14 protein-coding genes are annotated in these 21,259 nt (G+C 61.3%); 5 read left to right on the top strand and 9 right to left on the bottom strand.

Annotated features, from left to right (window positions below):
- Window positions 1-6 precede the first annotated feature (6 nt).
- Window positions 7-918 carry a polysaccharide deacetylase family protein gene (locus AC1DY9_RS04180; RefSeq protein ID WP_457280583.1) on the top strand — a complete coding sequence of 304 codons (912 nt, stop codon included), beginning with the start codon at window positions 7-9 and terminating at the stop codon, window positions 916-918.
- A gap of 358 nt (window positions 919-1,276) precedes the next feature.
- The gene (locus AC1DY9_RS04175; RefSeq protein WP_457280582.1) at window positions 1,277-2,071 is read left to right on the top strand and encodes a bestrophin-like domain; all 795 of its coding nucleotides are present in this window, start codon (window positions 1,277-1,279) and stop codon (window positions 2,069-2,071) included.
- Window positions 2,072-2,134: 63 nt separating this feature from the next.
- Here the strand turns inward: AC1DY9_RS04175 and AC1DY9_RS04170 are convergent, their stop codons facing one another.
- The 5 genes from AC1DY9_RS04170 to aceE all read right to left on the bottom strand — a co-directional run bounded on the left by AC1DY9_RS04170 (window position 2,135) and on the right by aceE (window position 11,037).
- Window positions 2,135-3,562: a reverse transcriptase family protein gene (locus AC1DY9_RS04170; protein WP_457280581.1), complete on the bottom strand. Its 1,428-nt coding sequence runs from the start codon at window positions 3,560-3,562 to the stop codon at window positions 2,135-2,137.
- A gap of 558 nt (window positions 3,563-4,120) precedes the next feature.
- Window positions 4,121-5,989 (bottom strand): dihydrolipoyl dehydrogenase, encoded by a 1,869-nt coding sequence (gene lpdA, locus AC1DY9_RS04165; RefSeq protein ID WP_477665862.1) that lies wholly within the window; start codon window positions 5,987-5,989, stop codon window positions 4,121-4,123.
- The gene (locus AC1DY9_RS04160) at window positions 5,986-6,576 is read right to left on the bottom strand and encodes an Ntn hydrolase family protein (protein ID WP_457280579.1); all 591 of its coding nucleotides are present in this window, start codon (window positions 6,574-6,576) and stop codon (window positions 5,986-5,988) included. Before AC1DY9_RS04160 ends, lpdA begins: the two co-directional genes overlap by 4 nt.
- A gap of 13 nt (window positions 6,577-6,589) precedes the next feature.
- Complete coding sequence (gene aceF / locus AC1DY9_RS04155; RefSeq protein ID WP_477665861.1) at window positions 6,590-8,257, bottom strand: dihydrolipoyllysine-residue acetyltransferase; 1,668 nt, start codon at window positions 8,255-8,257, stop codon at window positions 6,590-6,592.
- A gap of 44 nt (window positions 8,258-8,301) precedes the next feature.
- Window positions 8,302-11,037 carry a pyruvate dehydrogenase (acetyl-transferring), homodimeric type gene (gene aceE / locus AC1DY9_RS04150; protein WP_477665860.1) on the bottom strand — a complete coding sequence of 912 codons (2,736 nt, stop codon included), beginning with the start codon at window positions 11,035-11,037 and terminating at the stop codon, window positions 8,302-8,304.
- A 352-nt stretch (window positions 11,038-11,389) separates the two neighbouring features.
- Here aceE and AC1DY9_RS04145 point away from each other — a divergent pair, with 352 nt between their 5' ends.
- The 3 genes from AC1DY9_RS04145 (at window position 11,390) to folD (ending at window position 15,584) form a co-directional block, all read left to right on the top strand.
- Window positions 11,390-13,957, top strand: a complete 2,568-nt coding sequence (locus AC1DY9_RS04145; protein WP_477665859.1) for a PAS domain S-box protein — start codon at window positions 11,390-11,392, stop codon at window positions 13,955-13,957.
- A 50-nt stretch (window positions 13,958-14,007) separates the two neighbouring features.
- A complete protein-coding gene (locus AC1DY9_RS04140) occupies window positions 14,008-14,634 on the top strand; it encodes a response regulator transcription factor (RefSeq protein WP_348047552.1) in 627 nt (208 codons plus the stop codon).
- Between the two features lie 83 nt (window positions 14,635-14,717).
- The gene (gene folD, locus AC1DY9_RS04135; RefSeq protein ID WP_477665858.1) at window positions 14,718-15,584 is read left to right on the top strand and encodes a bifunctional methylenetetrahydrofolate dehydrogenase/methenyltetrahydrofolate cyclohydrolase FolD; all 867 of its coding nucleotides are present in this window, start codon (window positions 14,718-14,720) and stop codon (window positions 15,582-15,584) included.
- 96 nt (window positions 15,585-15,680) lie between these two features.
- Here the strand turns inward: folD and AC1DY9_RS04130 are convergent, their stop codons facing one another.
- The 4 genes from AC1DY9_RS04130 to carA all read right to left on the bottom strand — a co-directional run bounded on the left by AC1DY9_RS04130 (window position 15,681) and on the right by carA (window position 21,171).
- Window positions 15,681-16,118 carry a DUF4149 domain-containing protein gene (locus AC1DY9_RS04130; RefSeq protein WP_477665857.1) on the bottom strand — a complete coding sequence of 146 codons (438 nt, stop codon included), beginning with the start codon at window positions 16,116-16,118 and terminating at the stop codon, window positions 15,681-15,683.
- 17 nt (window positions 16,119-16,135) lie between these two features.
- A complete protein-coding gene (greA, locus tag AC1DY9_RS04125; RefSeq protein ID WP_477665856.1) occupies window positions 16,136-16,612 on the bottom strand; it encodes a transcription elongation factor GreA in 477 nt (158 codons plus the stop codon).
- Window positions 16,613-16,757: 145 nt separating this feature from the next.
- Window positions 16,758-19,988, bottom strand: a complete 3,231-nt coding sequence (carB, locus tag AC1DY9_RS04120; protein WP_477665855.1) for a carbamoyl-phosphate synthase large subunit — start codon at window positions 19,986-19,988, stop codon at window positions 16,758-16,760.
- Window positions 19,981-21,171, bottom strand: a complete 1,191-nt coding sequence (carA, locus tag AC1DY9_RS04115) for a glutamine-hydrolyzing carbamoyl-phosphate synthase small subunit (RefSeq protein WP_477665854.1) — start codon at window positions 21,169-21,171, stop codon at window positions 19,981-19,983. The genes carB and carA overlap by 8 nt, the downstream gene beginning before the upstream one ends.
- Between the last annotated feature and the right edge of the window lie 88 nt (window positions 21,172-21,259).

The raw sequence follows: 21,259 nt of genomic DNA, 5'->3' as shown, positions 1-21,259 counted from the left end.
CAGCTGATGGCGGCAAGCTACAGCGGCGCCCTGCCGACGCACAATCGCTTTGACTACCAGGCGATCAACCAGCGCAAACCTTATCGCTGGCCCAACGGTGCTGGTCTGGCTGTCTACCTGGGTTTCAACATCGAGCACTTTGCCTTCGGCGAGGGCATGGGTGCCACCATCGGCCCGGCCAGCCCGCAGCCGGATGTCCTGAACTACAGCTGGCGCGAGTACGGAAACCGCGTGGGCAGCTGGCGCTGCCTCGAGCTGTTTGACAGCCTGGGCCTGCCGGCGGCCGCCCTGATCAACACCGCACTGTATGACCACTGCCCCGAGCTGGTGGCTGCCTGCGTAGCGCGCGGCGATGAACTGGTCGGCCATGGCCACACCAACGCCGAACGCCAGGCCGCCATGAGTGAAGCGGACGAAAGCAGCCTGCTGGTGCAGTGCCGCACACGCATGCAACAGGAGAGCGGCCAGTCCCCCGCCGGGTGGCTTTCACCGTGGATTTCGGAAAGCCTGCATACCCCTGACCTGCTCGCTGAAAGCGGCTATGGCTACACCCTGAACTGGTGCCACGACGACCAGCCGCTGCCAATGCGCACCCGCAGCGGAAAGGCTTTGTGGGCTGTGCCTTACCCGCAGGAACTCAATGACATCCCGATGATCATTGCGCGTCAGATGGACGGCAAAGACTTTGCGCAGCTGATCATCGATCAGCTTGATGAGATGCTGGAGCAATCGCAGGCCAGCGGTTCAGCACCACTGGTGATGGGCATTGCACTGCACCCCTACATCGTCGGCCAGCCTTACCGCCTGCGCCACCTGCGGCGCGCGCTTCAGCATGTCGCCTCCGCACGTGACCGGGGCCAGGTCTGGATGAGCACGCCGGGCGATATCTTCCGGCACGCCGTACAGATGGCCGCGTGAGCGGCCCCTGAAAGAGGCGCTCGTGTGCATGCCGGAGCGCGGGCAGAGGCTTTTGCTTATTACGCGCAGGAGCTGGTGGAGCTTGAGCTGAATGTCCGCGCGAAAGGCACAGCGCTGGAGTCGCCCGGTGTACGGCCTGAGGTTCACGCAAAGCGAGTTAGCTATTAAATTGATAGCAGTTTGCGCACTATTTACAGGCCTTTCACCCAACTCTCCCTTCAACATTTCGGGTATTCAATCCCTGCCGCAGCACTGCCCCGCATTTGCCGGGACCGCCGGACCGAAAGCTTCCGGCATGCAACCGTGGTTATCATCCGCATCGGGGTGGGGGTTCGACATAAAAAAAGGGGCAGGCGCCATGTTCTACTGGATTTACGACATACCCAACTGGATGCTGGCGCTGCTTTTTTGCGCCGTCTGCCTGGCCTACACGTGGGGTGGCCTGCTTCTGCTGCGGCCGCTGGTGCGCAAGTGGGTGGGCCCGCAGCCGGACGCCAATGAATTTGTCAGCTACTTTCTTTCGGCTTATGGGGTGTTCTATGGGCTGATGCTGGGCCTGATCGCGGTTGCCACCTACCAGAACTTCGCGGATGCAGAAAAAGCCGTGGGCAAGGAGGCCACCGCCATTGCGGCGCTGTACCGTGATCTGTCGAACTATCCGGAGCCTGCGCGCGCCACCCTGGAGGGCCAGATGAGGGACTACGTACGCTTTCTGATCGTCGAAGCCTGGCCCGAGCAGCGGCAAGGACGGCTGCATGCTGGCGGCACCACGCGCGTTTCAGACCTTCATCAAAAGCTGCTGTCATTTGCCCCTGCCAACCGGACCCAGGAAATCCTGCATGCCGAAACACTGCGGCAATTCAACAGCTTTCTGGAGGCCCGGTATGCGCGCCTGCAGAGCGTCAGCACCTCCCTCTCGGGTGTGCTGTGGTGGGTGGTATGTCTGGGTGCGGCGCTGAACTTTTCGCTGCTGTGGCTGTTTTCCATGGACCGGCTGGCGCTACACCTTGTGCTGTCGGGCATCCTGGCGACTTTTGTCGGCTTGATGCTGTTTTTCATCGCCGCGATGGATAACCCCTTCCGCGGCGAAGAGAGCGTTTCGCCGGACGCCCTGAAGCTGATTCAGGAACGGCTCATGCCGTCCCCGCGCTAGAGCCGCGCGCCGGCGGCAAATTCGTACAACTGCGGTGCGCCGCTTCCGCGGCCCTCGCAGCCGTCAGGTCGACCAGTTGATCTGCTCAAACAGGCGCATGAGTCTCGCCTGCCGCGCCAGGCTGAATTGCCCGACCCAACCGATCCGGCCCAGCAGGTGCGAGCGAAAGTCGGCAAGCCGGTTTTTATTTTGCGACGCCGGCCCGTGCAACACGCTTTGATGCAAACACGCTTTAAGCCGATCGAAATCATCACGCGGCACGTTCGGGTGAACGTTGACCACAACTCCGCTCACGCGCTGCCGCTGATGCCGCGGCAGGCAACGCGTCTTGTCCGGATGGAGGGTAAAGCCTTCATCGCGAACGATCTCTGCAACCCAGGCGTGCAAGGCGCGAAACTGCCGTCGCAGCGACTCGGGGCCTGAAAATACCAGGTCATCGGCGTAGCGCGTATAGCTCGCGCCGAACACCCAGGCCAATCCCTCAAGCCGCAAATCGAGATTGAAAGCGCAGAGGTTGGCCAGCGCCGGGGAGGTGGGCGCGCCTTGCGGCAAATGCGCGGAACCAAGGCGCTTGGCACCCATCCAGTCAAGCCCGCCATCGTCGCGCAGACGCTCGATCACCATCCCCGCCGTACGGTGTGTGCAGAGCGCGGTGAGACTTCGCGCCACACCTTCGGGGTAACCCAGCGTGCGCCAGACGGCATTGACCTGGGCTGCCCCTACGCTGCCAAAGAAATCCTGCAAGTCAAAACGGATGACCACGGCTTGCCCGACGTGAGCTGCCGCATGGGTTTTGACTGAGCGGCCGACGGTAAAGCCGTGCGCGGCTTCATGCACCGGCACCTGACTGAGCAGCGTATGCAGGATGTGACGTTGCACACGCTTGAGTTCTGCCTTGGGCGTCTCCAGCAAACGCAGGCCACCTGTCTGCTTGGGCTGCAGGCCGTAACGGTAATGCTCGACAACTGCCGGCGTCGCCGGGGCCAGCCAGCGCAGTTGCTCGCGGGAGAGCTGGAGCCAGCGCGCCAGATCGGCATCCGTAGGGATGTCGGGCAAGACGCAAGCTTCCAGCCCCAACGGCCGGGGGCGCATCACCGCCGGTCGCAGGATCAACCGGCGAATGCGCGGTGGCCTTTCCGGCTCGGGGTCATCCCGGTCATCATCCGGTTGCGAGGCTTGCGGCTCCCTGGAGTCATTGGGCTCCCCGTCTTCGTCTTCGTCGTCGCCCTCCTCCCGAAAGGCCAGATCAAAGGCATGCGATGCCTCCATCCGCCGTGCCAGCGAAGTGACGTCAAATTTTTGCCAGGTGATGGCCGACAACAGAGACAGCGGTTCAAGCAGTTCCCGAAGCCACGCGGGGCGTTGCCCGATGGCCGCGGCAGCCCTGGCCTGAAGAGCTCGCAAGGTGGTGCCGCCCGCCTTGTCCGCGTCGGCGAGCAGTGCGCGAGCCAGGCCGCGTGCAATCAAATGTCGGAAGCTGGCTTCGCGCATGGAATTGGGTTGACGCCGGCATCCCAACCAGCAGGTCATGCGTGAGCTGGGTGCGCAGAATGCGCAGTCCGCTCACGCGCCGAAATCGCAAAGTACAAAAAAACCATGGGGGTACCCCATGGCGCGGACAGGCAGCAACGAATCGCGTCCCGCTCGCAACACTTGGAATGCTGGCGTCGTCGAAATTCTAATGGCTTGCCCTTGACAACGAGTTGTTGTCCAGCGCTGTGAAGGCGCCAAAACAACAGGGAATGCTTTTGGTATACGTCTACACGGCCCGCGCATGTCAAAAAAAATGTCCACCAAGAGGGCGAACTTCGCTATCAATTCAATAGCTGCTTGCGCTTATCTGGAAAGGGCTAGAGGCACTTTTCCCTTGAAGATCGGTGATACGCCGCACCAACGCATGCAAGGCGTCAGCTACACGCAGGCCTTGGGTTGGGCAAGGCTCTCTCAGGACTGCGTTCAAACTCAACCCATAAAAAAAACCGCGCAACCCTTGCGGTGTCTGCGCGGCCGGCTACTGACTTTAGTAGCGCCTCTGGCAACTTTTCAGCGTTACTTTCGCGTTGGCGGCAAATCGGTGCAACTGCCGTGCGCCACTTCCGCCGCCATGCCGATACTTTCGCCCAGCGTTGGGTGCGGGTGTATGGTCTTGCCGATGTCGACGGCGTCCGCACCCATCTCGATGGCCAGTGCGATCTCGCCGATCATGTCGCCGGCATGCGTGCCGACAATGCCGCCGCCCAGGATCCTGCCGTGGCCATGCGCTTCGGGACTGTCGTCAAACAGCAGCTTGGTGAAGCCTTCGTCGCGGCCGTTGGCGATGGCGCGTCCGGACGCTGTCCAGGGGAACAGGCCCTTCTTGACCTTGATGCCTTCGGCCTTGGCCTGGTCTTCGGTGAGGCCGACCCATGCGACTTCGGGGTCGGTGTAAGCCACGCTGGGGATCACGCGGGCGTTAAAGGCGGCGCTGGCCAGTTCCTTGTTGCCTTGCAGTTCACCCGCAATGACTTCGGCAGCCACATGCGCTTCGTGCACGGCCTTGTGCGCCAGCATGGGCTGGCCCACGATGTCGCCGATGGCGAAGATGTGCGGCACGTTGGTGCGCATCTGGATGTCGACCGGAATGAAGCCGCGGTCGGAGACTGTGATTCCGGCTTTTTCGGCAGCCAGCTTCTTGCCATTGGGTGTCCGGCCCACGGCTTGCAACACCAGGTCATAGGTCTGCGGGGCCGGGGCGCTGCCGCCAGCTTCCGCGGACTCAAACGTGACTTCGATGCCTGCCTTGGTTGCCTTGGCGCCCACCGTTTTGGTTTTGAGCATGATGTTGTCAAAACGCGGCGCGTTCATTTTTTGCCAGACCTTGACGAGGTCGCGGTCGGCACCCTGCATCAGGCCGTCCATCATTTCGACCACGTCCAGGCGTGCGCCCAGTGTGGAATACACCGTGCCCATCTCGAGGCCGATGATGCCGCCGCCCAGGATCAGCATGCGCTTTGGCACCTCTTTGAGTGCCAGCGCGCCGGTGCTGTCCACCACGCGGGGATCGTTTGGCATGAAAGGCAGGCGTACAGCTTGCGAACCAGCGGCAATAATGCAGTTCTTGAACGCAATGGTCTGGCTCTTGCCGGTTTTCTCCTGGCCTTCGGCGCCGCTGGTTTCTTCAACCTGCAGGTGATGGGCACCGACGAACTGGCCCAGGCCACGCACGACGGTGACCTTGCGCATCTTGGCCATGGCCGTCAGCCCGCCGGTGAGCTTGCCGACGACCTTTTCCTTGTGGGTGCGTAATTTGTTGATGTCGAGCTTGGGTTCGCCAAAACTCACGCCCAGGCTGTCGAAATGCTTGACCTCGTCCATCACGGCGGCCACATGCAGCAAGGCTTTGGAAGGAATGCAGCCGACATTCAGGCAGACGCCACCCAGCGTGGCGTAACGCTCTACCAGCACAACCTTCAGGCCCAGATCGGCGGCACGGAAGGCGGCGGAATAGCCGCCGGGGCCGGCGCCCAGCACAAGCACGTCGCAGTCCAGGTCGGCCGAACCGGTGAAGCTGGCGGCAACCGGGGCAGATGCGGCGGCAGGGCTCGCTACAGTTTTAGGAGCTGCTTGCGCAGGTGCTGCGGGCGCTGCAGCCTGTTTTTGTGCCGCATCTGTGGCGGTCGCAGCGGCAGCACCGGTGCTTTCCAGCGTCAGCACGACGGAGCCTTGCTTGACCTTGTCGCCCACCTTGACCTTGATGTCCTTGACCACGCCGGCCGACGAAGACGGGATTTCCATCGAGGCCTTGTCGCTTTCAACGGTGATCAGGCTCTGTTCGGCCTTGATGGTGTCGCCGGGCTTGACCAGCACTTCAATGACGGACACTTCGTCGAAGTCGCCGATGTCCGGTACCTTGATGTCGATCACAGGGGATGCACTCATTTGGAGGCTTTCAATTTAAGGGTGAATATGTCGACGGGCCCGGCGGAGTTCTTGTCGAACTCGCAACCCGCGTTCAGGCCGGCCATGGCCACTTCGCGCGCGGTCTTGGCCTTGTCCCAGGCGGCATGCATGGCGCCGAGCGCAAAGCTGCGGCCTGAGCCAATGCCCCAGAATTCCTTGAACTCAAAGACTTCACGGTAGCTGTAGAGGCCGTAAATGCCGCTGGCATTGGCAATGACCACGGTGAACTGGCTGGACTCGTAGGGATCGTTGTCGTCTTCCTTGGTCTGCAGGAAAAACGTTTCCTTCAGCATGGGATGCAGCTTGACGAAGGTGTCGAACACCTCGTCGCGCGAACCCAACTTGAGCTGCTCTTTGGGCAAGGCCGCCATGGCCTTGCGCAGCACCGGAAAATGCGCCACCGTACCGGCCATGCCCACGTAACTCATGCCGGCAGGCGTGTCGACCTTGAAGATCTTGCTGTTGGCTTCAAACCGGTGGCCCAGGCTGGTGTCGCCGAAGGTCACCAACGTGTCGGCAGCGATGGCAACCTGCCCCGCCTTTTTGACGACTACAAGTGTTGTCATGGTTCCGCCCCGTTTAGAGGAGGACGCGGCGGAAGTCGGCGAGGATTTGGCCCAGGTAAGCGTTAAAGCGCGCAGCGCCTGCGCCGTCGATCACCCGGTGATCCCAGGCCAAAGACATCGGCAGCATCAGGCGCGGCTGGAAGGCCTTGCCGTCCCAGACCGGCTCCATCTGGCTCTTGGACACGCCGAGGATGGCGACTTCCGGCGCGTTGATGATGGGGGTGAAGTAACGCCCGCCGATGCCGCCCAGTGAAGAGATGGTGAAGCTGGCGCCCTGCATTTCGGCTGGCGTCAATTTACCGTCACGCGCCTTCTTGGCCAGCTCGCCCATTTCCTGGCTGATCTGCAGCACGCCTTTTTTGTCGGCGTCTTTCAGCACGGGAACGACCAGCCCGTTGGGCGTGTCGGCAGCAAAACCGATGTGGTAATACTGCTTGTAGACGATCTGGTCGCCGTCGAGCGAGGCATTGAACTCGGGGTATTTCTTCAGGGCCGCAACACTGGCCTTGATCAGGAAAGCCAGCATGGTGACTTTGAGGCCCGCCTTTTCGTTTTCCTTGTTGGTCGAAACGCGGAAGGCTTCCAGTTCGGTGATGTCGGCATCGTCATGGTTGGTGACGTGCGGGATCATCACGTAGTTGCGCAACAGGTTGGCACCGCTGATCTTCTTGATGCGCGACATGTCTTTGCGCTCGACCGGGCCGAACTTGGTGAAGTCGACTTTGGGCCATGGCAGCAAATCGAGCCCTGCGCCGCCGCCCGAAGATGCGGGCGCTTTGGCGGCCTGCGCCTGGGTGCGAACGCTGCCGTCCATCACCGATTTGGTGAAGCCCTGGATGTCGTCTTGCGTGATGCGGCCTTTGGGGCCGGTGCCTTTGACTTCTGCCAGCGGCACGCCGAGCTCGCGTGCGAATTTGCGCACCGAGGGTGAGGCATGCGGCAGGTTGCCCTGCGGTGCGGTGGTGGGGTTGTGGGCCGGCTGGCTCGCTGGAGCAGATGACGTTGCCGGCGCAGGGGCAACAGCAGATGCTGCGGCAGGCGCTGCAGCGGGGGCTGGCGCGGGCGCAGGCGATGCGCTCACAGCCGCAGAACCTTCCAGGATGGCCAGCAGGTCGCCGATGTTGACGACGTCGCCCATCTTGACCTTGAGTTCTTTCAGCACACCTGCGGCAGACGACGGGATTTCCATCGAGGCCTTGTCGGATTCCACCGTGATCAGCGACTGCTCGGCCTTGATGGTGTCGCCGGGTTTGACCAGGACTTCAATGACAGACACGTCCTTGAAGTCGCCGATATCGGGCACACGGACTTCCACCGGACCGGAAGCAGCAGGGGCCGCTACAGGTGCAGGTGCCGACGCCGCTACAGATTTGCTAGCTGCTTGCGCAGGCGCAGCGGGCGCTGCAGCCGGTTTTTCTGTTGAAGCCGGAGCGGCTTCGGCGCCGGACACTTCCAGCGTCAGGACCACGGAGCCCTGCTTGACCTTGTCGTCGAGCTTGACCTTKAGCTCCTTCACCACACCCGCGTGGCTGGAGGGGATTTCCATGGAGGCCTTGTCGGACTCCACGGTGATCAGCGACTGCTCCGCCTTCACGGTATCGCCGGGCTTGACCATCAGCTCAATCACCGTCACTTCGTCGAAATCCCCGATATCAGGAACTTGAATGTCTACCACTGCCATATTCTTGTCTCCGGTTGCTACAGGTGCTACGTCAGGGTTTTAACTCAAGCGTAAAGCGGATTGATCTTGTCGGCGTTGATGCCGTACTTTTTGATGGCCTCGGCGACCTTGGCCGCCGGCACGGTGCCCTCTTCGCTGAGCGCCTTGAGCGCCGCCACGACGATGTAGTGGCGGTTGATCTCGAAGTGCTCACGCAGCTTGCTGCGGAAGTCACTGCGGCCAAACCCGTCGGTGCCCAGCACCTTGTAGGTACGGCCCTTGGGTACGAAGGAGCGAATCTGCTCGGCATAGGCCTTCATGTAGTCGGTGGATGCGACCACTGGGCCGGTGTGCTTTTCGAGCTGCTCGGCCACAAACGGCACACGCTGTTTGTCGGTCGGATGCAGCAGGTTCCAGCGTTCGCAGTCCTGGCCGTCACGGGCCAGTTCGTTGAAGCTCGGGCAGCTCCACACGTTGGCGGCAACGCCCCACTCTTTTTCAAGCAGCTCCTGCGCGGCAATGGACTCGCGCAGGATGGTGCCGGAGCCGAGCAGTTGCACGCGCGGCGTGAGCTTGGCGCCCTCTTTGCAGAGGTACATGCCCTTGATGATCTGCTCTTCGGTGCCGGGCTTGAGGCCGGGCATCGCATAGTTTTCGTTCAGCAGCGTGAGGTAGAAATACACGTTGTCCTGCTTTTCGACCATGCGCTTGAGGCCATGGTGCAGGATGACGCCGACTTCATGCGCAAAGGTCGGGTCGTAGCTGATGCAGTTGGGGATGGTGCCGGCCAGGATGTGGCTGTGGCCGTCTTCGTGCTGCAGGCCTTCGCCATTCAGCGTGGTGCGGCCCGAGGTGCCGCCCAGCAGGAAACCGCGCGCCTGCATGTCGCCGGCCGCCCAGGCCAGGTCGCCGACACGCTGGAAGCCGAACATCGAGTAGTACACATAGAACGGGATCATGATCCGGTTGTTGGTGCTGTACGAGGTGGCGGCTGCGATCCAGCTGCTCATGCCACCGGCTTCGTTGATGCCTTCCTGCAGGATCTGGCCTTGCTTGTCTTCCTTGTAGTACATGACCTGGTCTTTATCGACCGGCGTGTATTGCTGGCCGTCAGGGTTGTAGATACCGATCTGGCGGAACAGGCCTTCCATGCCGAAGGTGCGGGCTTCATCTACCAGGATGGGCACCACGCGCGGGCCCAGGGCCTGGTCGCGCAGCAGTTGCGTGAGAAAACGCACATAAGCCTGCGTGGTCGAAATTTCGCGGCCTTCGGCCGTGGGTTCGATCACCGACTTGAAGGTCTCCAGGGCCGGCACGGTGAACTGCTCGTCGGCCTTGACGCGACGATGCGGCAGGTAGCCGCCAAGGGCCTTGCGGCGCTCGTGCAGGTAACGCATCTCGGGCGTGTCGTCGGCCGGCTTGTAAAACGGGATGTCGGCGAGCTGGCTGTCGGGAATCGGGATATTGAAGCGGTCGCGGAAAGCCTTGATGTCTTCGTCGGCCAGTTTTTTGGTCTGGTGGACGTTGTTCTTGCCTTCACCAATCTTGCCCATGCCGAAGCCCTTGACCGTCTTGATCAGCAGGACGGTGGGTTGGCCCTCGTGCTTGACGGCCGCGTGGAATGCCGCATAGACCTTTTGCGAGTCGTGGCCGCCGCGGCGCAGGTTCCAGATGTCGTCGTCGCTCATCTTGGCGACCATCTCGAGCGTGCGTGGGTCCTTGCCGAAGAAATGCTTGCGGACGAAGGCGCCGTCGTTGGCCTTCATGGCCTGGTAGTCGCCGTCCACCGTGTCCATCATGACCTTGCGCAGCGCGCCATCCTTGTCGCGGGCCAGCAGCGGATCCCAGTTGCTGCCCCAGATGAGCTTGATGACGTTCCAGCCGGCACCGCGGAACTCACCTTCGAGCTCCTGGATGATCTTGCCATTGCCGCGCACAGGGCCGTCGAGGCGCTGCAGGTTGCAGTTGATGACAAAGACGAGGTTGTCGAGCTTTTCGCGCGCAGCCAGGCCGATGGCGCCCATGGATTCGACCTCATCCATCTCGCCGTCGCCGCAGAAGACCCAGACCTTGCGGTTTTCGGTGTTGGCAATGCCTCGGGCGTGCAGGTATTTGAGGAAACGCGCCTGGTAAATCGCCATCAGTGGGCCGAGGCCCATGGAGACGGTGGGGAACTGCCAGAACTCGGGCATGAGCTTGGGATGCGGGTAGCTGGACAGGCCCTTGCCGTCGACCTCTTGACGGAAGTTGAGCAGCTGCTCTTCGGTCAGGCGGCCTTCAAGGTAAGCGCGGGCATAGACACCTGGCGATACATGGCCCTGGATGTAAAGGCAGTCACCGCCGTGCTCTTTACCCGGTTCAGCGCTCTCGGCGTGCCAGAAATGGTTGAAGCCGGCGCCGAACAGGCTGGCCAGCGAGGCGAAGGAGCCGATGTGGCCACCCAGGTCGCCGCCATCAGCGGGGTGCAGGCGGTTGGCCTTGACGACCATGGCCATGGCGTTCCAGCGCATGTAGGCGCGAAGGCGTTCTTCAATCTCGAGGTTGCCGGGGGAACGCTCTTCGTGGTCGGTTTCAATGGTGTTGACATAGCCCGTATTGGCCGAAAAAGGCATGTCGATGCTTTTCTGGCGGGCGTGCTCAAGGAGTTGCTCGAGCAGAAAGTGGGCGCGCTCGGGACCTTCACTTTCGATGACGGCGGACAGGGCGTCCATCCATTCGCGGGTTTCCTGGGTGTCCTTGTCCAGCGCGTCGTTGGCGGCAGCGCGCAAGTTGTCGCCCGCTTGGTTCGGAATGGCAGCCATTTTTTGTCTCCTGAGTAGCCTGATAAAGCTTTGTTAATCCGCAATACAGCCTCTTGTCGGGCTGTGCGCGGAGCCTGTGTCCAATTGCGCCTAAGCGTGTTTTAAACGCAAATTAGATTCAAGCGTCTAGTTTCTCACAATATTTGTTAAATTTCAAATAGTGCCTATTGATTTCACATTAAGAAATTTCATGGAAATTCAGCAAATCGATTCCTGCGGGGAAATGCCCCTGGCAAATACCGGCTGCTTTACCGAAACCAGCGATGCAACAGCGCAGCCCGCAACCTCACATTAAAAGATCAGGGTCAACCCTGACCACAGAGGGGCATCTCACTTAAACTGCACCATCCCTATGACCCAGCAAGCACCTGCCCCCGCCGACACGATGGCGAACTCCGCCACCTTTGCCCTGTGGAGGCGGTGGTGGCGCAAGCAGTCGCCGTCGCGCCAGGACCGTTTCATCACCTTGGGTCCCCTGCTGGCCGTGGTACTGTTTCTGGCAGCCGTGATCGCAGCCTTCGGTTACCTGCGCATCGAAGAAATCGACCGGGAACAGCAGGCCGTCAAGCGCGATGTGGAATACGCCCAGCAACGCCTGCGCCTGCGCCTGCTGGAGCGCCAGGAGCAGCTCATGCGCATCGGGCGGGATGTCTCCAACAAGGAAGTGGACACGGAAGAATTCATCTCGCAGGCCGAATCCCTGGTCAACCAGTACCCCGAACTCATGGCAGTCACCTGGGTGGACAGCCGGCGGCGGATCAAGGTGGCTTATGTATCGCCCAGCGCCAATGCCAGCCAGCTGCGCGGCGCCGGCGAGCAACTCAAGGTCGGCGAAACAGACGGCACCTATGACCTGGCAAGAGACCTGCGGCAACCCGTGTATTCGCGCCCGCTGGTGACCAAGGAAGCCAGCGGCTACAACACCCCTACCCTGCAGTTGCAGGTGCCGCTCGATGACCAGGGGAAATTTGCCGGCGTCATCATGGGCGAATACTCCATCGACGGGCTGCTGCGCTTTGGCGTACCGACGGACGTGACGGCCAAATATGCGGTCACGCTGATCGACGACAAAAACACGGTGCTGGCGGGCAACCTCCCGCCGCCCCGCAACCCCGCGGCCCGGCTTTTGCCCTGGACCGATGCCGCCGCCGAATATGAAATACCGGTTTCACCGGTGGGCAACGGCCTGCTGATTCGTGCGGAAGGCTATCGGGCCTCACTGGGCGTGGTGGGCAGCGGCTTTTTCTGGCTGGTCAGCGCCCTGAGCGCACTGACGGTGTGGATGCTGCTGGGCACCTGGCGCCATACGCGCCGCCGTGTGCAGGCCCAGCAGGCGCTGATTTCCGAAACCAACTTTCGCCGCGCGATGGAGAACTCCATGCTGACCGGCATGCGCGCGCTGGACCTGCAGGGCCGCATCACCTATGTGAACCCGGCGTTTTGCCAGATGACGGGCCTCACTGAAGGCGACCTGGTGGGCCGTACGCCGCCCTTCCCGCATTGGCCGGAAGGCGAGATCGAGACCCTGATGCAGCGGCTGGACGATGAACTGCACGGCCGCACGCCGCCCGGTGGTTTCGAGGTGCGCGTCAAGCGCAAGAACGGCCAGATTTTTGACGCTCGCATGTATGTCTCGCCGCTGATTGATCCGCGCGGCCAGCAAACCGGCTGGATGACGTCCATGACGGACATCACCGAGCCCAAGCGCATTCGCGAAGAACTCACAGCTTCTTACGAACGTTTCACCACGGTACTTGAGGGGCTGGACGCGGCCGTGTCCGTGGCGCCGCTGGGCAGTGAAGAGCTGCTGTTTGCCAACAAGCTGTACCGTTCGTGGTTTGGCGGTGAAGTTTCCGGCCACCTGAACCTGATCGCGCAAGCCGGCGTGCCTTCAGCCGTACCCACCGAAGATGCGCTGGATGCAGTCGATGGCCTGGCGGGTCTCCCGACTGACACGCTGACGGCGGCACAGACGGAAAACGCCGAAATTTTTGTGCCCGAACTCAGCAAGTGGCTGGAGGTTCGCTCGCGTTACCTCACGTGGGTGGACGGCCGCCTGGCCCAGATGGTGATTGCCACCGACATCACACCGCGGCGCCATGCCGAAGAGCAGGCGGCCCAGCAGAACGAGCGGGCCCAGACTGCGAGCCGCCTGATCACCATGGGGGAAATGGCCTCCAGCGTGGCGCACGAGCTTAACCAGCCGCTGACGGCCATCAACAATTATTGCAACGGCATGGTGTCGCGCATCAAGGGCCAGCAGATCAGCAACGAAGACCTGCTGGTGGCGTTGGAGAAAACCGCCAAACAGGCGCACCGCGCCGGGCAGATCATCCAGCGCATACGGTCCTTCGTCAAACGCAGCGAGCCCAACCGCAGCTCCGCCGACGTGGCGACTATCGTGAGCAATGCGATGGAGCTGGCCGACATCGAGCTGCGGCGCCATCACGTGCGGCTCAGCCACTACATCGCCGCCCGCCTGCCCGACATCATGGTGGACCCCATCCTGATCGAGCAGGTGCTGATCAACCTGATGAAAAACGCGGCTGAGTCGATTGAACAGGCGCACCTGCCGACGGCGCGGCGCAGCGTCGAATTGCGCGTGGTGCCCAAGCAGATTGAAGACCAGGCCGTGGTGGAGTTTTCGGTGCTCGATACGGGGCGCGGCCTGTCGCCTGAAGTCATGGGCCGGCTGTATGAAGCCTTCTATTCGACCAAGGCCGAAGGCATGGGCATAGGCCTCAAACTCTGCCGCAGTATTGTCGAGTCCCACCAGGGAAGAATGGAGGCCCAGAACCTCTACAATGGGGACGAAGTGGTGGGGTGCCGGTTTACCTTCTGGATCCCCGTGACGCCCCTGCTGGCACCGGTGGTGCCTGCTAGCGATACCATAGCAACCAAGGATACCGGCGTTCATTGAAACCCCTTCAAGAACCGTCTTTTCGAGAAGTTCACGAAAGAAAGTTTGGCATGAGCTTGATTCCCAAAAAAGGTACCGTCTACGTCGTTGATGATGACGAGGGCGTGCGCGACTCCCTGCAGTGGCTGCTCGAAGGCAAGGACTACCGGGTCCGCTGCTACGACTCGGCCGAAACCTTTCTCTCCCGCTACGACCCGCGTGAAGTCGCCTGCCTGATAGTCGACATCCGCATGGGCGGCATGACGGGCCTCGAATTGCAGGACCGCCTGGTCGAACGCAAGTCACCGCTCCCCATCGTGTTCATTACCGGCCACGGCGACGTACCCATGGCGGTCAACACCATGAAAAAAGGCGCCATGGATTTCATCCAGAAGCCTTTCCAGGAAGAAGCCCTGGTCAACCTGGTCGAACGCATGCTTGAGCAGGCCAAGGAAGCCTTCAGCGACTACCAGCAATCTGCCAGCCGCGACGCCCTGCTCGCCAAGCTCACCTCGCGCGAAGCGCAGGTGCTCGAGCGCATCGTGGCCGGCCGCCTCAACAAGCAGATTGCCGACGACCTGGGCATCAGCATCAAGACGGTAGAAGCGCACCGCGCCAACATCATGGAAAAGCTCAACGCCAATACCGTGGCCGACCTGCTCAAAATAGCCCTCGGATCCAACGCACCCAAGGGTTGACCTCCTTTCGCTATCTTTTTGATAGCTGCTTGCGCCCGTGATGATTGGATTTGCGGGCGTTTTTACTTGAAAAATCGATAAAAATGACTGCCCAGCTGATCGACGGAAACGCCCTCTCCAAACAACTGCGCGCTGAAGTCGCCCAACGCGCCGCCGCCCTGCGCGCTCGCGGCATCACACCGGGCCTGGCCGTGGTGCTGGTGGGTGAAAACCCGGCCAGCCAGGTCTACGTGCGCAACAAGGTCAAGGCCTGCGAAGACAACGGCCTGCATTCGGTGCTTGAGCAATACCCTGCCACCCTGAGTGAAGCTGACCTGCTGGCACGGGTAGAGGCGCTCAACAACGACCCGGCCATCCACGGCATCCTGGTGCAATTGCCGCTACCGGCGCATATCGATGCGCAAAAAGTCATCGAATCGATCTCGCCCGCAAAAGACGTTGACGGGTTTCACGTCGCCAGCGCAGGCGCGCTCATGGTCGGCCAGCCTGGCTTCTGGCCCTGTACGCCATACGGCTGCATGAAGATGCTGGAAAGCATCGGCTACGACCTCAAAGGCAAGCATGCCGTGGTCATCGGCCGCAGCAACATTGTCGGCAAGCCGATGGCGCTGATGCTGCTGCAAAAGAACGCCACCGTCACCATCTGCCACAGCGCAACCAAAGACCTCAAGGCCATGACGCTGCAGGCCGACGTGATCGTGGCGGCAGTCGGCAAGCGAAACGTATTGACGGCCGACATGGTCAAACCGGGCGCCGTCGTGATCGACGTGGGCATGAACCGCAACGACGAAGGCAAACTCTGCGGTGATGTGGATTTTTCGGGCGTAAAGGAAGTAGCGGGCTACATCACACCGGTACCCGGCGGTGTCGGCCCCATGACCATCACCATGCTGCTGGTCAATACGCTGGAAGCCGCGGAAATGGCCCCCACGGTCGCTCACTCCGTGTAGCCTGCGGCATCTCCCTGCCCCTTTCATCACGAGAGGGGGCCGCTGCGCCTGCGGTCCGGCAGAGCCGGTCCCGCGGCCCCTGCTTGCCGGCGAAACTCAGGTGATTTCGGTTACCGTCGAGCGACTCAGGCGCCACAGCGCCAGGCCGGCGCACAGCCACTGCACCACATAGAAGGCGGTGCCCAGGCCATGCCAGAGCTTGAGATTGCCGCCTTCGGCGCGTGCGCTGATGATACGCGGCGCAACCCCGAACTCCACCAGCAGGGCCAGCAGCAAACCGGCCACTATGAATTTGATAGCTGCTTGCGCTTGCCACGCCAGGGCTGGATCGTCTTTTTTATTAAGAATCAGCAACAGGAACATCGCACAGCCCGTGCTCAGCCAGGTTTGTGCGGTAAAGAGCTTGGCGGCCATGGCACCAGCCACCGCGGGTGATCCCAAATTGGCGAACAGCATGGGGACCACGACAAATCCCAAACCGGTCAGGCTGCCCCACCAGAGGGCTGCCACCATCACATTGAAGCGTTGCTTCATGACTGTGAGATCTGGATTTAGATGTACATCACCGAGATAATTTCATAGCGCTTGAGGCCGCCTGGAGCCTGGACTTCAGCCGTATCGCCTTCGTCCTTGCCGATCAATGCACGTGCGATCGGCGAGCTGATATTGACCCGGCCGGCCTTGATGTCGGCCTCGTCTTCACCAACGATCTGATAGGTGACCTTGTCGCCGGTGTCTTCATCTTCCAGCTCGATGGTTGAGCCGAACACGACCTTGCCGCCAGCGTCCAGTGCGGAGGGATCGATGATTTGCGCGGCAGACAGCTTGCCTTCGATTTCCTGGATGCGGCCCTCGATAAAACCCTGGCGGTCTTTGGCGGCGTCGTACTCGGCGTTTTCGCTCAGGTCGCCCTGGGCACGCGCTTCGGAAATGGAATTGATGACCCAGGGGCGGTCAACGGTTTTCAGCTGGTGCAGCTCGGCCTTCAGGCTTTCTGCGCCGCGCTTGGTGATGGGGATGGTTGCCATGTTTTTTGYTCCTGCAAAAGCGAAACCGCCACCAGTCACCTGGCGGCGGCGCTCGAACTCAAAATTTCAATCAAACAAGTTTAATGCAAATCAGGTCTGGCTCAATCTGGAAATAGCCCGGGAAACCCCCGGCAAAACCCGACTATCAGGCCAGCTGGGCGTGCAGTTCCTGTACTGAATAAACATTCAGGTTGTCCAGGTACTTCATGCCCTCCACTGCGGCTTCAGCGCCGGCAATGGTGGTGTAGGTCGTCACGCGGGCCAGCAGCGCTGAAGTACGAATCTGCCGCGAATCGGTGATGGCATTGCGCCGCTCTTCCACCGTGTTGATCACCAGGACGATCTCGTTGTTCTTGATCATGTCCACCACGTGCGGCCGCCCTTCGGTCACCTTGTTGACCACAGCGCAGGCAATGCCCGCTGCCTGAATGGCCGCCGCGGTGCCTTTGGTGGCGACGATTTCAAACTTCAGGGCCGCCAGCTTGCGCGCGACTTCCACGGCACGTGGTTTGTCGTTGTTCTTGACGGTGAGAAACACCTTGCCCGACGTCGGCAGCTTGGTGCCGGCGCCCAGCTGCGACTTCACGAAAGCTTCGCCGAACGTTTTTCCCACGCCCATGACTTCGCCGGTGGACTTCATCTCGGGGCCGAGAATCGTGTCTACGCCAGGGAATTTAACGAAAGGAAACACCGCTTCCTTGACGCTGAAATAAGGCGGGGTCACTTCGTCCTTGATCCCCTGCGATGCCAGCGACTGGCCAACCATGCAGCGTGCGGCCACCTTGGCCAGCTGGATGCCGGTAGCCTTGCTGACAAATGGCACGGTGCGCGAGGCGCGAGGGTTGACTTCCAGCACGTAGATCACGTCCTTGCCATCGATGTTCTGGATGGCGAACTGCACGTTCATCAGCCCCACCACTGTCAACGCTTCGGCCATGGCGGCGGTCTGGCGTTTGATTTCCGTCACCGTTTCGGCACTCAGCGAGTACGGCGGCAACGAGCATGCGGAGTCACCGCTGTGCACGCCGGCCTGCTCGATGTGCTCCATCACGCCACCGATGAAGGTACGGCCTTCGGGGTCGCGCAGGCAATCGACGTCGCACTCGATCGCGTCGTTCAGGAAACGATCAAGCAGCACGGGCGAATCATGGCTGACCTTGACGGCCTCGCGCATGTAGCGCTCAAGATCGCGCTGCTCATGAACGATTTCCATCGCGCGGCCGCCCAGCACGTAGCTTGGACGCACTACCAATGGGTAGCCCAGCGCCGCGGCTTTTTCAAGCGCTTCGGGTTCGGTGCGGGCTGTGGCGTTGGGCGGCTGGCGCAGCTTCAACTCATGCAGCAACTTCTGAAAGCGCTCGCGATCTTCTGCCGCATCGATCATGTCAGGCGAGGTGCCGATGATGGGCACGCCGTTGGCTTCAAGGTCCAGCGCCAGCTTCAAGGGGGTCTGGCCGCCGTACTGGACGATCACGCCCAGTGGCTTTTCCTTGTCGACGATTTCGAGCACGTCTTCAAGTGTCAGCGGTTCGAAATAGAGGCGATCCGAGGTGTCGTAGTCGGTGGAAACCGTTTCGGGATTGCAGTTGACCATGATGGTCTCGTAACCATCTTCGCGCATGGCCAGCGCCGCGTGCACGCAGCAGTAGTCAAACTCAATACCCTGCCCGATGCGGTTGGGCCCGCCGCCCAGCACCATGATCTTTTTCTTGTCGGTGGGTGCGGCTTCGCACTCGCTGCCTTCGGCCTCGTAGGTCGAATACATGTAAGCGGTGTTGGTCGCAAACTCGGCGGCGCAGGTGTCCACGCGTTTGTAAACCGGACGCACGCCCAGCGCGCGGCGTTTTTCACGGATGGCCGTATCGGTGGTCTTGAGCTGCTTGGCCAGGCGGCGGTCGGAGAAGCCTTTTTGCTTCAGCGCGCGCAGCGTGACGGCATCAATCTTGTCGAGTGAAGTGGTTTCGAGCTCAAGCTCGATCTTGACGATCTGCTCGATCTGCACCAGGAACCAGGGGTCGATCTTGGTGAGTGCAAACACTTCATCGACGCTCATGCCTTGCGCAAAGGCATCGCCCACGTACCAGATGCGGTCAGGGCCGGGCGCGCCTAGCTCTTTCTCGAGCACTTCGCGGTCCTGGGTCTTCTCGTTCATGCCGTCCACGCCGACTTCCAGGCCGCGCAAGGCTTTCTGGAAGGACTCCTGGAAGGTGCGGCCCATGGCCATCACCTCGCCCACCGATTTCATCTGCGTGGTCAGGCGCGAATCAGCGGCCGGGAATTTCTCAAACGCAAAACGCGGAATCTTGGTGACAACGTAATCAATGCTGGGCTCGAAGCTCGCAGGCGTTGCACCACCGGTGATTTCGTTGCGCAATTCGTCGAGCGTGTAGCCCACGGCCAACTTGGCCGCGACCTTGGCGATCGGGAAACCCGTGGCCTTGGAGGCCAGTGCGGAGGAGCGCGACACGCGTGGGTTCATTTCGATCACCACCATACGGCCGTCGACCGGATTGATGGAGAACTGCACGTTGGAGCCGCCGGTGTCCACACCGATTTCGCGCAGCACCGCCAGCGAGGCGTTGCGCAGGATCTGGTATTCCTTGTCGGTCAGCGTCTGGGCGGGCGCCACGGTGATCGAGTCGCCGGTGTGCACGCCCATCGGGTCCAGGTTTTCAATCGAGCAGACGATGATGCAGTTGTCGGCGGTGTCGCGCACGACTTCCATCTCGTACTCTTTCCAGCCGAGCAGCGACTCTTCAATCAGCAGCTCGTTGGTCGGCGAGGCTTCGAGGCCGCGTTTGCAGATGACTTCGAACTCTTCGGAGTTGTAAGCAATACCGCCGCCCGTGCCGCCCAGCGTGAAGCTGGGGCGGATCACGGTGGGGAAGCCCACGGTCTTCTGGACAGCCCAGGCTTCGTCCATGCTGTGGGCGATGCCGGAGCGGGCCGAGCCCAGTCCGATCTTGGTCATCGCGTCCTTGAACTTCAGGCGGTCTTCGGCCTTGTCGATGGCTTCGGGCTTGGCGCCAATCAGCTCGACCTTGTACTTGTCAAGCACACCGTTGTGCCAGAGGTCCAGCGCGCAATTGAGCGCGGTCTGCCCGCCCATGGTCGGCAGGATGGCGTCGGGGCGTTCCTTGGCGATGATCTTTTCAACCGTCTGCCAGGTGATGGGCTCGATGTAGGTCACATCGGCGGTGGCCGGGTCGGTCATGATCGTGGCGGGGTTGCTGTTGATCAGGATGACCTTGTAGCCCTCTTCGCGCAGCGCCTTGCAGGCTTGCACGCCGGAGTAGTCGAATTCGCAGGCCTGGCCGATGATGATGGGACCGGCGCCGATGATGAGGACGCTCTTGATGTCTGTGCGCTTAGGCATTCTTCTTCTCCCCGGCCTGTTCCATCAGCGCGGTGAAACGGTCAAACAAGTATGAAATATCGTGCGGGCCGGGCGATGCCTCAGGGTGGCCCTGGAAGCAGAACGCCGGCTTGTCGGTGCGGGCCAGGCCTTGCAGCGTGCCGTCAAACAGGCTGATGTGCGTGGGCCGCAGGTTGGCGGGCAGGCTTTTTTCATCGACCGCAAAACCGTGGTTCTGGCTGGTGATGCTGACCCGGCCGTTGTCCAGGTCTTTCACCGGGTGGTTGGCACCGTGGTGGCCAAACTTCATCTTGAAGGTCTTGGCACCACTGGCCAGCGCCATGATCTGGTGTCCCAGGCAAATGCCGAAAGTCGGAATGCCGGTTTCGATCAGTTCACGCACCGCCTTAATCGCGTAGTCACATGGCTCAGGGTCGCCCGGGCCGTTGGCCAGGAAGATGCCATCGGGTTTGAGCTTGAGCACATCGGCTGCAGGCGTTTGCGCCGGCACCACTGTGATGCGCGCGCCGCGCTCGGCCATCATGCGCAGGATGTTTTTCTTCACGCCGAAGTCGAAAGCCACGACATGGAATTTGGGCGTGATCTGCACGCCGTAACCCGCGCCGAGTTTCCACTCGGTCTGCGTCCATTCGTAGGTTTGCTTGACCGAGACGACCTTGGCCAGGTCCAGGCCGGCCATGCTGGGCGCGCCGCGGGCAGCAGCGACGGCTTTTTCGATCGCTGGCTGGCTCACCGCTTCGCCGGCGGGCAAAGCCAGGATGCACCCGTTTTGCGCGCCCTTGGTACGCAGGTGGCGTGTGAGCTGGCGGGTGTCTATGCCGGCGATGGCGACGGTGTTTTCCTTGACCAGGTATTCGGACAAGGTCATGGTCATGCGGAAGTTCGAGGCCAGCAGCGGCAGGTCCTTGATGATCAGGCCGGCGGCGTGGACTTTTTCAGCCTCGACGTCTTCGGCATTGATGCCGTAGTTGCCGATGTGTGGGTACGTGAGGGTGACGATCTGCTGGCAGTAGCTCGGATCCGTGAGGATTTCCTGGTAGCCGGTCATGGCGGTGTTGAACACCACCTCGCCGACTGTGGAGCCTGCGGCTCCAATGGAATTGCCGATAAAGACCGTGCCGTCTGCGAGCGCCAGTATGGCGTGTGGGGATTTTTCGCGTGATCCCTGTAGAGACAAAAGCACTGGGTTCTCCGGGTTGGTTACGGTTCGCCCAAGCGTGCACAAGAAACGTCTCTGGGAGACTCTTGCTGGCTGCCTTAGTTGGCTGCTT

This window comes from Polaromonas sp. P1_F6, assembly GCF_056405695.1.
The sequence above is the reverse complement of the archived record's forward strand: the minus strand, read 5'-3'. Positions and strand labels throughout refer to the sequence as shown.